The following is a 13458-nucleotide window of genomic DNA, read 5'->3' as shown; positions in this document are numbered from 1 at the left end:
CTCGTCCGTGCCCCGCATCATGATCCCCTCTCGCCGTGAGAAGGGGTGAATCATGTTCTGCATCCAAGGTCGAGGCCGACTATTTCAGCGACCTGCTAATACAAGCACTCCTCAGTTCTGAATGCACCCATAGTGCCAATTAGGACGTCAACTGCAACACATGACTTTCGTGAGACGCAGAAAATGGGAGGTGTCAACGTCCTTATGGCAGCAATAGTGGACGGCTTGACGGGCCGTGATGCTGCACCCGTGTCCTGCGTCTGTTTCGGGGAAGCTGCGCTGCAGCGCATCATCAACGCCGACGGACAGTGAAGGGCCGGGGATGTGGATTTGCGCTGCTCGTCACCGGAGCTCCGCAAGGGCAGCAAACTGCGCATTGCAGTGGCTTCCGTACGGCTCACGAAGGTCCGCAATGCTCCGTTTCATCGGGCGCAATGTCACGGCATCAGGTGCGTCTTTCAGCCCGTGGCAGTGCGGCCAAGGTCTCCTACAGCTCTTAGCCTGCTTTCGAGAACGTCAGTGAGGTGCTGTAGCTCAGGGCATCCCGAAACGAAGGCATCTGTTGAAGTCTTCAAGCGTTCTCACGGCAAAGAGATGGGGCACAAACATGTGTGGGAGACATGTATGGAAAACATGTGTGGGAAGGGCGAGCACGATTCCCCTAAGTCATTGATTTTAAGAAAAAATCTATGTGGCGAGGGGAGTGGCGGAGAGACAGGGATTCGAACCCTGGGTCGGCTCACACCGACAACGGTTTTCGAGACCGCCGCATTCGACCACTCTGCCACCTCTCCGCGTCAGGGGTCTTCGTGAGGCGGGGATTTATCGTGCTGCTTCGGGGCTTGCAACCGCTTTTTTCAACATTTTGCGACAGCCCGTCCGGAAGTCGCAGCAAAGCCTGCGGCAGGAGGGCCTTTCGGGGGGCGACACGGAATATTTCCGGTTTTGATCCCCTGAACGGCCCGAGTTCCGCGATCTGTCCGGTGCTGCAAAAATTCCCCTTGAATGCCCGCTGGTGGCGGACATGATCCGGCCAGTGACACAATTAGCCGGCTTGAAATCGATGATCGACGATATAGACAGAAAGATTTGTGCCCTTCTGAGCGCCGATGCGCGCCAGTCGATGGCGCAGATCGGTGCGCAGGTGGGGCTCTCCACCTCCGCGGTGAACGACCGGCTCAGGCGGCTCTCGGAGCGCGGCATCCTGCGCCGGATGCGCGCCGATCTCGATGCGGCGGCGCTCGGGCTGCCGGTCACCGCCTTCGTCTGGGTCGCGCTCGCCGATGCGGCAGACGAGGCAGGGTTTCGCGCCGCCATCGCCGCGCGCCCCGAGGTGACCGCCTGCCATCATGTCACCGGCCCTTGGTCTTACCTCGTGCAGGTGCGGATGGGCTCGCTGGCCGCCGTCGAGGCGTTTCTGGGCTGGCTGAAAGCGGCAGGCTGGATTGCGCGGTCCGAAACCATGCTGGCGCTTTCGACCGTGGTCGAACCGTCGTTTCAGCTGCGGGAGTGACAGATGCTGGGGGTGATACTGTTTTTCAAAGGGATGGCGATCGGTCTTGCGATTGCCGCGCCGGTCGGGCCGATCGGCGTGCTGTGCATCCAGCGCACCCTGGCGCGCGGTTTCTGGGCCGGGCTCGCGGGCGGGCTCGGCACGGCGCTGGCCGATCTCACCTTCGCCACGGCGGCGGCGGCGGGCTTTGCGGTGTTTCGGGATCTGGTGGCGCGGATCGCGCTGCCGCTCGGGCTGATCGGGGGTGCCTTCCTGATCTATCTCGCGGTGACGGGCTGGCCGCGTGGCCCTGCCGCGTCCCCGCGCGCGGCAACGGCACCCGAGGTGCGCAGCCTCTGGCGCACCACGCTCGTCACCTACGGGCTCACCATCACCAACCCGCCGACGATCCTGCTCTTTGCCGCGATCTTCGCCGGGCTCGGTCTGGCCGAAGGCTCGGCCCCCCTTGCCACCGCGGCGCTGGTAGTCGGCGTTTTTCTGGGTTCGATGGGCTGGTGGGCCTTCCTCTCGGGCCTCGTGGCGGCGCTCCATCACCGCCTGCCGCCCGCCTTCGCGCTCTGGACCGCGCGGGTCTCGAGCCTGACGATGGCAGGCTTCGGGCTCTGGGCTTTTGCCACGGCGCTCCTTTAATCGGGCGCGATCAGCCCGAGCCCGCGCAGATAGACGCCGATGCCGCTTTCCAGAAGGTCTTCGGGCGAGAAGGGGGACTGGCCACCGGGCGTGCCGCGGGCGTAAAGCTCGACCACGCCATGGGAGAGCGCGCGGATATGCGCGGCCACCATCGAGGGCGGCGGGCGACGCGCCTCGGCGATATGGGCGGAGAGCGCCTGGGTGGCGCGCAGCACCACCGCCTCGGCGCGCGCGGCTCCGCTTGCAAGCTCGGGCGAGCGGTTGGGCGAGAGGCCGCTTTCAAACATCGCCATGTAATGGCCGGGAAATTTTTTCGCAAAGGCAAGATAGGCACGACCGATGGCGCCAAAGGCTGCGAGCGCCGAGGGTTGGCCTCCGTTCCAGGCATGCTCCATCAGATCGGCATAGATCGCATAGCCCTGGCGCGCGCATTCCGCGATCAGGTCTTCGCGGCCGGCAAAATGGCGATAGACAGCGGCGGGGGTCACGCCCGCCTCCTTTGCCGCCTCCGAGAGCGTGAACCCCTGCGGCCCGCGCGCGGCGATGAGCTCAAGCGCAGCCGAAACCAGCGCCTGCCGCAGGTTGCCGTGGTGATAGCCCTGTTTAGCCATCGACGAGGTTGATCCCGCCGCAGATCTCGGGATCCACATCGCCGATCGCAGCCGCATCCTTGCCCGGGTAGTCGACCCGGAGCAGCACGGTGCGGATCGCGGCGAGGCGCGCGCGGTCCTTGTCATCGGAGCGCACCACCGTCCAGGGAGCATGCACCGTGTCGGAGCGCTCGAGCGTTTCCGCGATCGCCATCGTGTATTCGTCCCATTTCTTCAGCCCCTCGACATCGATCCAGCTCAGCTTCCATTGCTTGAGCGGATCCTTTTCGCGGTCAAGAAAGCGTTTGAGCTGCTCGGCCCGGTCGACCGAAAGCCAGAGTTTGATAAGCACGATCCCCTCGTCGACGAGCATTTTTTCGAAGCCCGGGAGCTGGTTGAAAAAATGGCCGCGCTGCTCGGGTGTGCAAAAGCCGAACACATGTTCCACCACGCCGCGGTTATACCAGGAGCGGTCGAACAGCGTGATCTCGCCCGCGGCGGGGAGACGCTCGACATAGCGCTGGAAATACCATTGCGTCGCCTGCCGCTCGGTGGGTTTGGGCAGCGCGACGATGGAACATTGCCGCGGGTTGAGGTTCTCGCGCAGCCGCTCGATCGTGCCGCCCTTGCCGGCCGCGTCGCGCCCCTCGAACAACACAACGAGCCGCTGCCCGGTCTTTTGCAGCCCCCAGCTCATTTTCACGAGCTCGACCTGCAGCTTTTCCATCGCCGCCTCGTAATCCTTCTTCTTCATCTCCGCACGATAGGGATAGGAGGGAGAGAGGATTTCGTCCTTCTTCGCCCCTTCGATCGCCTTGCGGACCGCCTCGGGGGCCGCGTCGCGCAGATATGCGGAGATCGCACCGAGATAGGGAATGTCGAGCACGTCCGGATTCTTCGCTTCGGCCTTGTCCTTGCTCATGCGTGCCCTCCGGGTCGATGTGATGGGGCTTTACTATAGCCGGAGGCGTGCGGGCGGCAAGCGGGCGGGGGCTCTTACCGTCCGATCTGCGCCAGATCGTAGGGCGTGTCCTGATAGATCGCGTTGATCCAGTTGCCGTAAAGAAGATGCGCGTGGCTGCGCCAGCGGTTTTTCGGCGCGCGGGTCGGGTCGTCCTCGGGATAGTAATTTGCCGGCACTTCGATCGCCTTGCCCGCGGCCACATCGCGGTCGTATTCGTCCTTCAGCGTGGTGCTGTCATATTCGAAATGGTTGAACACATAGAGCGCGCGGTGGCAGGGGTCTTCGACGAGGCAGGGCCCGGTGCGGCGCGAGGCGATCAGCGTTTTCAGCCCCGCAGCGTCAAGCTCGTCCTGCCGCATCTCGGTCCAGCGGCTCACCGGCACCAGCACCTCGTCGGAAAAGCCGCGCAGGAAGGGCGAGGTCGGGGCGAGGTTGCGCTGCCGAAAGCAGCCGAACGCCTTTTCGGCCAGCATGTGCTTGGCAACATTGTGGAAATGATAGGCCATCGCCATGCCGCCCCAGCACACGCCGAAGGTGGAAAACACATGCGTCTGGGTCCAGTCAAAAACGCGCTGTAGCTCGTCCCAATAGGTGACCTCCTCGAAGGCGAGATGCTCGATCGGCGCGCCCGTCACGATCAGCCCGTCGAATTTCTCGCCCGAGGCCTCGACCTCGGCAAAGGGGCGGTAGAAGGTCTCCATATGTTCGGCGGCGGTGTTTTTCGTCTGATGCTCGGTCATCCGGATCAGCTGGAAATCGATCTGGATCGGCGTTGCGCCGATCAGCCGCGCGAACTGGTTTTCGGTCTGGATCTTCTTCGGCATCAGGTTGAGCAGGCCGATCCGCAAGGGCCGGATCTCCTGGCGCGCCGCGCGCTCGGGGCTCATCACCATCACGCCTTCCTTCGACAGGATTTCGAAGGCGGGGAGGGATTCCGGGAGCGTGATGGGCATTTTATTTCCGATACTTGCGAGACGGTCTTGAGGTTGCGGCCTCAGCCGGGCAGGGCCGCGGCTATCAGCGATGTAAGATCTTTCTCGTCGCGCACAAGGGCGATGTCGGAGGCGGTGACCTTTATCCCCCAGTTGCGCGCCATCGCGGCATAACGCGGCTGGCGATGGTCGAGCGCCTGGGCATAGGTCCAGCGGATGAAATCGTCGGGGTTGACCTCGTCTTCTTTCAGCCCGCGTTCGACGCGATATTGCAGCCATTTCTTTTCGAGGAATTGCGGCTGGTAATACATCGGCTTCGGTGCCCGGTCGAAGCGGCGCACAAGCTCGCCCGTATGCGCGTCACTGCCCTCGATCCAGACCATCAGGAGATGCGACGAGAGCTCACGCAGGATCGGGTCGCGCGGGTCGTCCGGCTCCACCACCTCGCAGATCGAGCCGCCCGAGTCGCAGACGAAATGCGGCAGCCCGTAAATGTCACGCGAGCGCTCGATGAAATGGGTGGTGTCCATCAGCGAGGCTTGCTCGGCGGCGCGGTGCTGGTTTTGCCGGCGCATGTATTCGTCAAACGGCAGGCCGCCTTTCGGCTCGGCGCCGGGCTTGCCGAGATAGGTTGAAAGGGGCGCGAGATTGTCGAAGGTGATGTTGGAGGCGATATAGACGGAATCCGAGAGCAGCAGCGCGGCAAGGAACGGGTTTTTCATCGCCTCGCGCTTGAAATTGTCGGCGATATATTCGCCCATGTAGCGCGTGCCGATGCGGTAATCGACCGAGTAATGGAACCAGCCCGAGGGGGCGGCGCGCAGCATCGAGGAGACATGGGTCTTGCCCAGCCCCGACATGCCGAAGAACAAAAGCCGCTTGCGGCTTGCCGCCAGCCAGTCCGCGCGATTGGCGTAGATCATCGATACCCCCTTGCCACGTCGCGCCGGTTCTAGCGCGGGGGGGCGGCCCCGTCACGCGGTTTTGGCGCGGGGCTTTGGCGCAGCGTTGAGCAGCGCGAGGCCTGCGGCGAGCACGGCAAAGCCCGCCCATTCGCGCAGGCCCAGCCGCTCGCCATAGACGGCCCAGCCGGCGAGGATGGCGACGGGCGGGATGAGCAGCGTGACAAGCGAGAGATTGCCCGCACCGGCGCGCGCGAGGATGCGGTAATAGATCAGATAGGCCAGTGCCGAGCAGCCAAGCGCAAGCCAGAGCATGCCCGCCCAGGCCTCTAGCCCCCAGTCGAAGTTTGGAACGCCCTCGACCAGGAGCATCGCCGGAATGAGCCAGACCATCGCGCCGGTGAGCATTCCGGCGGCGGCAACTTCGGGGGCGAGGCCGTGGATCGCGCGGCGCGCATAGGCGCCCGCGAAGCCATAGGAGAGCGAGGCGCCCACCACCGCCCATTGGCCCGCCGAAGCGAGGGTGAAAGTGGAGAGCGCCTCGGGCCCGATTGCGAGCGCCACCCCCGCAAGCCCGATCAGCACGCCGCCGAGCCGCGTCGCGCTGAGCCGCTCGTCGGCGAAGGCGGCGGCGGCGACGAGCACGCCGAAAAGCGCGGTTGCGGCATTCAGGATCGCGGCGAGGCCGGAGTCGATCTGGGTCTGGCCCCAGACGATGAGCGAGAAGGGGATCGCGTTGTTGAGCGCCCCCATGACAAGGAATGTCCAGAGATAGCGGGGGTTTGCGGGGAGGGGCAGGCGCCGGGCCCAGACCCAGAGCCAGAGCGCCAACGCCCCGAAGCTGACGCGGAAAGTGACCACGGTGAGAAAACCCGCGCCGGAAAGCGCGGCGCGGTTCGACAGGAACGAGGTCCCCCAGACGAGCGCAAGCGCGGCAAGGAGTATCCAGACGAAGGGGGTGATGCGCGGAGAGGAGGCTGTCATGATGGCGCGAGGCTAGCGATGCCGCGCCTGCCCCGCCACCCGGATCTTGTGCCAAGCACAATCCGCCAATGGCGTGCAGCAAAAGGCCCCGCGGAGCGGGGCCTTCGTGATGTTTGACCGGTTCAGAAGTTGATGCCGACGCGCACGCCCGCACCCCAGCCCGAGTTGCCGGTGAAATCGCCGTTGATCGGCAGGTTGGTCCGCGCATCGCCGATATCGACATAGCGCACCGCGCCGGTGACCTTGACATTGTCGCTGACCTTGTAGGTCGCCGCGAGCGCGATGGAGCGGAAGCCGTCGGTCGGGCCGAGGTTGCCGGTGCGGGTGCCGGTGTGCTTCTCGTAGCCGACGATCGCGGCCCCAGACCATTTTTCGCTGAACTTGCGGCCAAGGCCGAGCGAATAGGTGGTGGTGTTCTCGGTGTAATCCACCAGCGCCCCCTGACCCATCGTATTCGCATAGTGATCCGGGGTGATGTCGAACTGCGTCCAGTGCACCCAGCGCACCGAGCCGAACACCAGCGTGTCCTTGGCGACGCCGGTCTGGAATTCGAGGTTCACGGATTCCGGAATCGTCACCGTTTCGACCGTGTTGAGCACCGCGCCGCCGGTAAAGAGGCTCGATTCATGATAGGTGAAATCGTGGTCGATCTTTGAGTTATAGGTCAGCGCCACGCGGGCGGCGATTTCCGGCTTTTCCCAGGCAACGCCGACGAGATAGCCGTAATCGGTCTCTGTCGTGGAATTCATCGAATAGCTTCCCACGCTCGGCAGGCTGACCTTGCCCGAAGTGCGCAGCCCGCGCACGCCGCCGATCACCGAGAAATTCTGCGGCAGCTTGTAGCGCAGCATCGCGGTGAGTTCAGTGTTGGAGATCGTCGCATTGGAGCCTTGCAGGAAATAGCCACTGCCGGAGGGGTAGTGGATATTGGCGCCGATCGCGCTGTCGAGCACGAGGGCGAAATCGAGCTTTTCGTTGATGGCCATTTTCACCGCGATGCTCGGCGCGCCGTAATCACCCGCCATGTCGCCCGAGGCGGTGGTGCCCGTCATCGTGCTGTTCAGTCCGGAGCCTGAAACATCGGGGCGGAATCCGCCGATACTGAATTCGGCGTAATTGCCCTGTTCAAACAGGATCCCCACCGACTGGCTGGAGCGTTCGATCCCGCCTGCGGTTGCGGCGGTGGCGCCGAGCACAAGGGCGCTCGCCGTCAGCATAAACTTTTTCATGTGTGTCTCTTCCCTCGAGTGTACGGAACTCTCTCTCCCGTGATCACCCTAGCATGACGCAAAGGTGAATCAATTCATGCCGCGGCCTTACGTCACGTCCGCGTGAGCGCCGGGTTGTAAGAATGTTGCGCAAAGGTCACGAACGCAAGCAAACTCAACGGTTTGGTTTAGGTAATATGCGCCGACGGCGGCCCGATACCCCGTCTCGGGGCGGGTTGACAGTGCCGTAAACGGGCAGGGGAAGGGTGAGTCGCACCGCGTTTAACCGAGACCGAGAAGCCGCATCCAGCCCCAGATCGCGAAAGCGGTGAGCCCGAACCCGGCCAGCACGATTGCAACCCCGATCCCTGCGAGCCCCCAGGCCCAGAGCCGTCGATTTGGCTCTGATGCGGTAAAATGCGTGTGCACCGCCGAGGTTTGAACCACCGAGGTTTGCGCAAACCGGGGCGGCGCGAAACCGGATGCGGCAAAACGGGGAGACGCGACACAGGCCTGCGCGGCTTGTGGGACCGGGGGGATCATTCTTCACTCCTGCTGCTCGTTTTGCGTCATTAACCAGCGTCAGGGTAAACACAGTCTTAACGGCGAGGCAGTTTGCCGCAACAGAGTGAAGAGCAGGCACAAAAAAACCGGGCCAGGCCCGGAGTGTTCGAATCTTTGGCGCAGGCGAGCCGCCGCCGATCACCCGATCGGCGGCGCAAGCTCAGCCGGGAGCGCTCAGAACCATTGGATCTCTCCGGTGTCCTCTTCCTCGATCACGACGCGCTGAGCATCGGGGTCAAGGTTCTGGGCCAGCTCGTGCAACCGCAGCCGCGACAGGATCGGCACCGCATGCAGTTTTACATCCTGGGGCATCTCTGTGGACACGGCCGCCATCAACCGGCCCAGATCCTCGAGCGCCTGGGTGATCCGGTCGATCCCCTGCAGGCCGCGGATCGCCTCGATATCGGTGTGCTCGGCGAAATGGCACATCGAAAGCGCGCGCTGCACCTCGGCCGAGAGCCGCGCCAGCGTGTCGAGCTCGTCGCCGATCCGCCCGGCCAGCGCATCGAGCGGCAGATCGCGATGCTCGAGCGCATGGGACATCATCTCGGGGGAGAGGTTCATCACAGCCGTCCCACCACCGCTTCGATACAGGCCTTGAGCTCCTGCGGCGTGAAGGGTTTCTTGAGGAAGTTGTTCATCCCCAGACGCTTACCGTTTTCGATGATCTCGCGATCAGCGCGGCCGGTGATCAGGATGAAGCCCAGCCCCTTGGTCTTGGCGTTGGTGCGCAGCGCATGCAGCAGTTGCAACCCGTCCATGCCCGGCATGTTGTAATCCGAGATCACAAGATGCACCGGCGTTTTGTCCAGGATTTGCAGCGCGCCGGGGCCGTCGGTGGCATAGCCGACCTGACGGATCCCCATCGCGTCAAGCGCCTGGGTGATCAGGCCGCGCGAGGTGGACATGTCGTCCACCACCATGATTCGCAATTGGTCTCTCAGTGCCATTTCGGGCCTCCGTTCGGGCTGACCGTTTCGGGCAGCCGATAGGTTGTGATGCCGGCTGTCCCGAGTGCGGTGCCGCCATCGAGTGGCACCCGTTCGGAATGGCCGACGAACAGCCAGCCCCCAGGGGCAAGCACGGATTCGAAACGCCGCCAGAGCTTGAGCTGGTCTTCCGGGCTGAAATAGATCACGACGTTACGGCAGAAGATGATGTCGAAACGGCCTTTCATCGGCCATTTCTCGTGCAGGTTCAGTTCGTTGAAGCTGACGATCCCACGCAGCGCGGGCGCGATGCGCACCCCGCCCGCCTCCACCGAAATGAACCGCTGCATCGGCTGCGGGATCGTGTTCAGCGTGGCCGCATCATACAGCGCCTCACGGCCACGCTCAACCATCCGCGGGTCGATATCGGTGGCGAGGATCTTGATGTCGAGCCGCGCCAGATCCTGCGCCATGTCAGCGAGCACCATGGCGATGGTAAAGGCTTCCTGCCCGTTCGAGCTGCCCGCCGACCAGATCCGCACCTTGCCGCCCGCCCGCGCCTTTGCCAGCAAAGGCGGCAGCGCGTCCTTGCGCAGGGTCTCGAAGTGATGATTCTCGCGAAAGAACTGCGTCACGTTGGTGGTGAGCGCCGAGATCATCTCGCGCCGTTCGTCGAGCCCGGCGTCCGAGGTGACGAGCCGGATGTAGCTTTCATAGTCCTTCAGGCCAAGCGCGCGCAGCCGTTTGCCAAGCCGCGATTGCACCATCGAGGCCTTGCCCGGCGCGAGCACGATCCCGGCGTGTTCATAAAGAACCCGCGCGATCGTCGAGAGCTCGTTCGCCGTCGGGGCCATGGCCCCGCTGATGGGAAGCGGACTGTTCATGCGGCCTCGGCATTGTCATCGGGGAGGACGGCCGCCAGATCGAGCACGCGGATCATCCGCCCGTCGACGATGGTGAGCGCCTCGATGAAGCTGTGGGCGCAATCAGCGGCCAGCTCCGGCGGCGGTTGCAGCTCGGTGCGCGGCAGCGCAAGAATGTCGGAGACGGCGTTGACGAGCAGACCAGCTGTCTGGGTGCCGACCTGCACAACGATGATGACGTTGCGCGCATCGCCTTCGACCGGCTCCATGCCGAGCCGCACCGAAAGGTCGACCACCGGCAGCACGGTGCCGCGCAGGTTGATCACGCCGCGCACATGATGAGGCGCATGGGGCAGCGGTGTCGCGCGGGTCCAGCCGCGGATCTCGCGCACTGACATGATGTCGACGCTGTATTCTTCTTCCGCAAGCCGGAACGACAGGAGTTCGAGTTCGGACGAGTTTTGCGAGCTTTTTTCCAGTGCCATGGCGGTTATCCTGCAAGAGCGAAGCTTTGGCTCCGGGTGCGACCGGAGGCGTTTGAGACAAGATCGGCGGGGTCGAGGATCAGGGCGATCTGACCATCGCCGAGGATGGTGGCGGCGGCAACGCCGGGGATATGGCCGTAGCTGCGTTGCAGCCCCTTGATGACGACCTGACGCTGTTCGAGGATCGAGTCGACGACAAGCGCGGAGCGGGTGCCGTTCTCCTGTGCCGTGAGCAGCACGATGCCGCCCGCATAGCTCGATTTCGGTGCCCGGTAGCCCAGTTCGGCGCCCAGGTCATAGAGCGGCACGAAGGCACCTCGGACATGGATCACGTTGGTATTGGGACCAAGCGCGCGGATGTCCTCGTCGGTCAATGTCGCGGTCTCGAGGATCGAGGAGAGCGGCACCACGAGGGTTTCGTTGGCCACATTCACCACCATGCCATCGAGCACGGCGAGCGTGAGCGGCAGCGAGATCGAGAAGCGCGTGCCCTTGCCGGGCTCCGAGTGGATCGTGATCCGGCCGCCAAGGCCCTGGATCGCCTGCCGCACCACATCCATGCCGACACCGCGGCCGGAGAGGGCGGAGACCTGATCCGCGGTCGAGAAACCGGGCAGGAACAGCAGGTTGTCGATCTCGCCGTCGGAAAGCTGGGCGTCGGGGGCAATCAGCCCCTTCTCGATCGCTTTCGCACGGACCTTCGGGCGGTTGATGCCGGCGCCGTCGTCGGTGATCTCGATCACCACGCGACCCGAGCGATGCTGTGCCGAGAGGGTGATCACACCTTCGGGCGACTTGCCCGCGGCCACCCGTTTTTCCGGAGTCTCAAGACCATGGTCAACCGAGTTGCGGATCATGTGGGTGAGCGGATCGGCAAGCCGTTCGATCACCGTCTTGTCGACTTCGGTCGCTTCGCCCTCGGTTTTCAGTCGCACTTCCTTGCCGACCGCGGCCGAGGCTTCGCGCACGATCCGGGCCATGCGCTGGAACAGCGGCTTGACCGGCTGGGCACGGATCATCATCACCGAGTCCTGGATGTCGCGGGTCAACATCATGAAGGCTTCGAGCCCGGTCATAACTGCAGAATTCGGCGGCAGCCCGGCTTCGGCCACGCTTTGTGCAAGCATCGCCTGGTTGATCACCAGCTCGCCCACAAGGTTGACGAGCCGGTCGATACGGTCGAGATCGACGCGCACGGTCGCCTGCGGTTCGGCGCCGCCCCCACTTTCGCGGGCTTCGCGCCCACCGCCGCCTGTCGCAGCCGCTGCGACCGGAGCCGCAGGTTCGGGCGTCGGTGCGAGCGCGCTCGGCGCAGGCAGCGGGGCCTGTTCGACCGGCGCAGGCTCATCCACTCGCGTCATCGGCGCCGCCTCGGCCATCGGCATCACGACCTGCGGCGCTTCCGGGAAAGGGGAGCTATCTGCCCCTTCCAGCGCCGCCAGCCCGGACATGTCGAGCGTCGCCTGCGCGGTGTTGGCGCTGGTGATCTCGATTTCGCAGACATCCTCGACGAAGTCGAACACTTCGCGGATGTCGAAATCGGTCACATCGCCGCTGATTTCGCTGATCCATTCAAAATAAGACGCTTCAGGTTCAAGCGTGTCGAGATCGGGCAGGGCGCCCATCTCGCAGCGGGTCTTGCACTCGCCGAGCTTGCCGAGGGCGCGCAACAAATGCAGCGGTTCGTTGCCCGAGGCGTAAAGCGCGGCGGAAGGCTTGAAGCGCACGGTCCAGGCCGGGCGGGCCGGAGGCGCTTCATCATCAACCGGGCCGAAATCGAAAGCGAGCCCCATCGGCTGGAAATCTGAAACATCCTCTTCTTCTTCCGCCGCCTTGGGGGCGCCGCCCATCAGCGCCTCAAGCGCGACAAGGCAAGGCTCCGAGCCGTCGGGCGGCGGCGCGCCGTCGCGGGCGGCGCGCACCTGGTCTTGCAGCAGGTCGGCGGCCTGGAAGAACAGCTTCATCGCATCGGGGGTGATCGACAGCCGACCCGAGCGGAGTTCGTCAAGCACGGTCTCGTAGCGGTGCGCAAATCCCACCAGCGCGTTCAGACCGAACGCCCCGGCGCCACCCTTGATGGAATGGACCGCACGGAAGACGACGTTGATCGTCTCATTGTCTTGGTTGCCCTCGTCCATGTCGGAGAGCGCATCTTGCAGACTTTCGAGCAGTTCTTCACATTCGATGAAGAAACTTGCCCGGATTTCCGCCATCGGGTCCGTTGCCATTCCTGCCTCCTCAGCCCGCAACCATCTGCAAAGCCTTGACCAGCTTCGGCGGGTCGAAAGGCTTCACGATCCAGCCCGTGGCGCCGGCGGCACGGGCGCGCGCCTTCAGCTCGGGGGCGGATTCGGTGGTGAGCACCAGAATCGGGGTGCCGCGGTGCTTGTCTTGCTGGCGCACAGCCTCGATGAAGCCGAACCCGTCGAGGCGCGGCATGTTGATGTCGGAGATGATCGCATCCGGGGCGATCCCTTCGAGCACTTCAAGCCCGTGCACGCCGTCTTCGGCCAGATGGAGGGTGATGCCCGCTTCAGTCAGGGCGAGTTTCAGCATGTCGCGAATCGTGCGGCTGTCGTCGACGGCCAGGACAGTCAGGCTCATTCGGCCTCTCCGGTTTGCAAATCCGCGGGCACGAGGCCGAAGGTTTCGAGCGCCTCGTCGAAGGCTTCGGACCGCGGAGTGATGGTGAAGGAGGTGCCTGCGGTGCGCGCGCCCTGCGCGGCCGAGGCGAGTACTTGCAACGCGAGCCCACCGAGATGAGTGACCGCGGAGGCATCGAGAACGAGATCGGTCCCTCCGGCCTGCCGCAGCGCGGTGGCGAGCGGGGAGGCCTGCGAAAGATCGAGGCGGGGGGCAAGGGCAATGGACTGCATCACGGCCTCGCAAAAAGT

16 protein-coding genes and 1 tRNA gene are annotated in these 13458 nt (G+C 64.1%); 2 read left to right on the top strand and 15 right to left on the bottom strand.

The annotated features are described in order from the left end of the window. Positions 1-704: 704 nt before the first annotated feature. Positions 705-794, bottom strand: a tRNA-Ser gene (locus CRO22_RS13020). 269 nt (positions 795-1063) lie between these two features. Between CRO22_RS13020 and CRO22_RS13015 the strand changes: the two genes are divergently transcribed. Together CRO22_RS13015 and CRO22_RS13010 are read left to right on the top strand one after the other, a co-directional pair. Further along, positions 1064-1513 (top strand): Lrp/AsnC family transcriptional regulator, encoded by a 450-nt coding sequence (locus CRO22_RS13015; RefSeq protein ID WP_097070600.1) that lies wholly within the window; start codon positions 1064-1066, stop codon positions 1511-1513. Between the two features lie 3 nt (positions 1514-1516). Beyond that, a complete protein-coding gene (locus CRO22_RS13010; RefSeq protein ID WP_097070586.1) occupies positions 1517-2143 on the top strand; it encodes a LysE family translocator in 627 nt (208 codons plus the stop codon). Here CRO22_RS13010 and CRO22_RS13005 read toward each other — a convergent pair. The 14 genes from CRO22_RS13005 to CRO22_RS12940 all read right to left on the bottom strand — a co-directional run bounded on the left by CRO22_RS13005 (position 2140) and on the right by CRO22_RS12940 (position 13440). Continuing rightward, positions 2140-2754, bottom strand: a complete 615-nt coding sequence (locus CRO22_RS13005; protein WP_097070585.1) for a TetR/AcrR family transcriptional regulator — start codon at positions 2752-2754, stop codon at positions 2140-2142. The genes CRO22_RS13010 and CRO22_RS13005 overlap by 4 nt on opposite strands. Then, a complete protein-coding gene (ppk2, locus tag CRO22_RS13000; RefSeq protein ID WP_097070584.1) occupies positions 2747-3655 on the bottom strand; it encodes a polyphosphate kinase 2 in 909 nt (302 codons plus the stop codon). Before ppk2 ends, CRO22_RS13005 begins: the two co-directional genes overlap by 8 nt. Positions 3656-3729: 74 nt before the next feature. After that, positions 3730-4650: a homoserine O-succinyltransferase gene (locus CRO22_RS12995; RefSeq protein ID WP_097070583.1), complete on the bottom strand. Its 921-nt coding sequence runs from the start codon at positions 4648-4650 to the stop codon at positions 3730-3732. Positions 4651-4691: 41 nt separating this feature from the next. After that, positions 4692-5552, bottom strand: a complete 861-nt coding sequence (locus tag CRO22_RS12990) for an ATPase (RefSeq protein WP_097070582.1) — start codon at positions 5550-5552, stop codon at positions 4692-4694. A 51-nt stretch (positions 5553-5603) separates the two neighbouring features. Beyond that, positions 5604-6515: a DMT family transporter gene (locus CRO22_RS12985; protein ID WP_097070581.1), complete on the bottom strand. Its 912-nt coding sequence runs from the start codon at positions 6513-6515 to the stop codon at positions 5604-5606. A 122-nt stretch (positions 6516-6637) separates the two neighbouring features. Continuing rightward, positions 6638-7744 carry an OmpP1/FadL family transporter gene (locus CRO22_RS12980; protein WP_097070580.1) on the bottom strand — a complete coding sequence of 369 codons (1107 nt, stop codon included), beginning with the start codon at positions 7742-7744 and terminating at the stop codon, positions 6638-6640. A gap of 261 nt (positions 7745-8005) precedes the next feature. Continuing rightward, positions 8006-8266 carry a hypothetical protein gene (locus tag CRO22_RS12975; RefSeq protein ID WP_097070579.1) on the bottom strand — a complete coding sequence of 87 codons (261 nt, stop codon included), beginning with the start codon at positions 8264-8266 and terminating at the stop codon, positions 8006-8008. A gap of 195 nt (positions 8267-8461) precedes the next feature. Then, complete coding sequence (locus CRO22_RS12970) at positions 8462-8851, bottom strand: hypothetical protein (protein ID WP_097070578.1); 390 nt, start codon at positions 8849-8851, stop codon at positions 8462-8464. Continuing rightward, on the bottom strand, positions 8851-9237 hold the full coding sequence (locus CRO22_RS12965; protein WP_097070577.1) for a response regulator: 387 nt from the start codon (positions 9235-9237) through the stop codon (positions 8851-8853). The genes CRO22_RS12970 and CRO22_RS12965 overlap by 1 nt, the downstream gene beginning before the upstream one ends. Beyond that, on the bottom strand, positions 9228-10070 hold the full coding sequence (locus CRO22_RS12960; protein ID WP_217991902.1) for a CheR family methyltransferase: 843 nt from the start codon (positions 10068-10070) through the stop codon (positions 9228-9230). The genes CRO22_RS12965 and CRO22_RS12960 overlap by 10 nt, the downstream gene beginning before the upstream one ends. A gap of 26 nt (positions 10071-10096) precedes the next feature. Next, positions 10097-10564: a chemotaxis protein CheW gene (locus CRO22_RS12955; protein WP_097070575.1), complete on the bottom strand. Its 468-nt coding sequence runs from the start codon at positions 10562-10564 to the stop codon at positions 10097-10099. A gap of 5 nt (positions 10565-10569) precedes the next feature. After that, on the bottom strand, positions 10570-12792 hold the full coding sequence (locus CRO22_RS12950) for a chemotaxis protein CheA (RefSeq protein ID WP_097070574.1): 2223 nt from the start codon (positions 12790-12792) through the stop codon (positions 10570-10572). A 10-nt stretch (positions 12793-12802) separates the two neighbouring features. After that, a complete protein-coding gene (locus tag CRO22_RS12945) occupies positions 12803-13168 on the bottom strand; it encodes a response regulator (RefSeq protein ID WP_097070573.1) in 366 nt (121 codons plus the stop codon). Then, positions 13165-13440, bottom strand: a complete 276-nt coding sequence (locus CRO22_RS12940) for an STAS domain-containing protein (protein WP_097070572.1) — start codon at positions 13438-13440, stop codon at positions 13165-13167. The genes CRO22_RS12945 and CRO22_RS12940 overlap by 4 nt, the downstream gene beginning before the upstream one ends. Between the last annotated feature and the right edge of the window lie 18 nt (positions 13441-13458).

This window comes from Rhodobacter maris (genome assembly GCF_900217815.1).
GTDB classification, from domain to species: domain Bacteria; phylum Pseudomonadota; class Alphaproteobacteria; order Rhodobacterales; family Rhodobacteraceae; genus Rhodobacter; species Rhodobacter maris.
The sequence above is the reverse complement of the archived record's forward strand: the minus strand, read 5'-3'. Positions and strand labels throughout refer to the sequence as shown.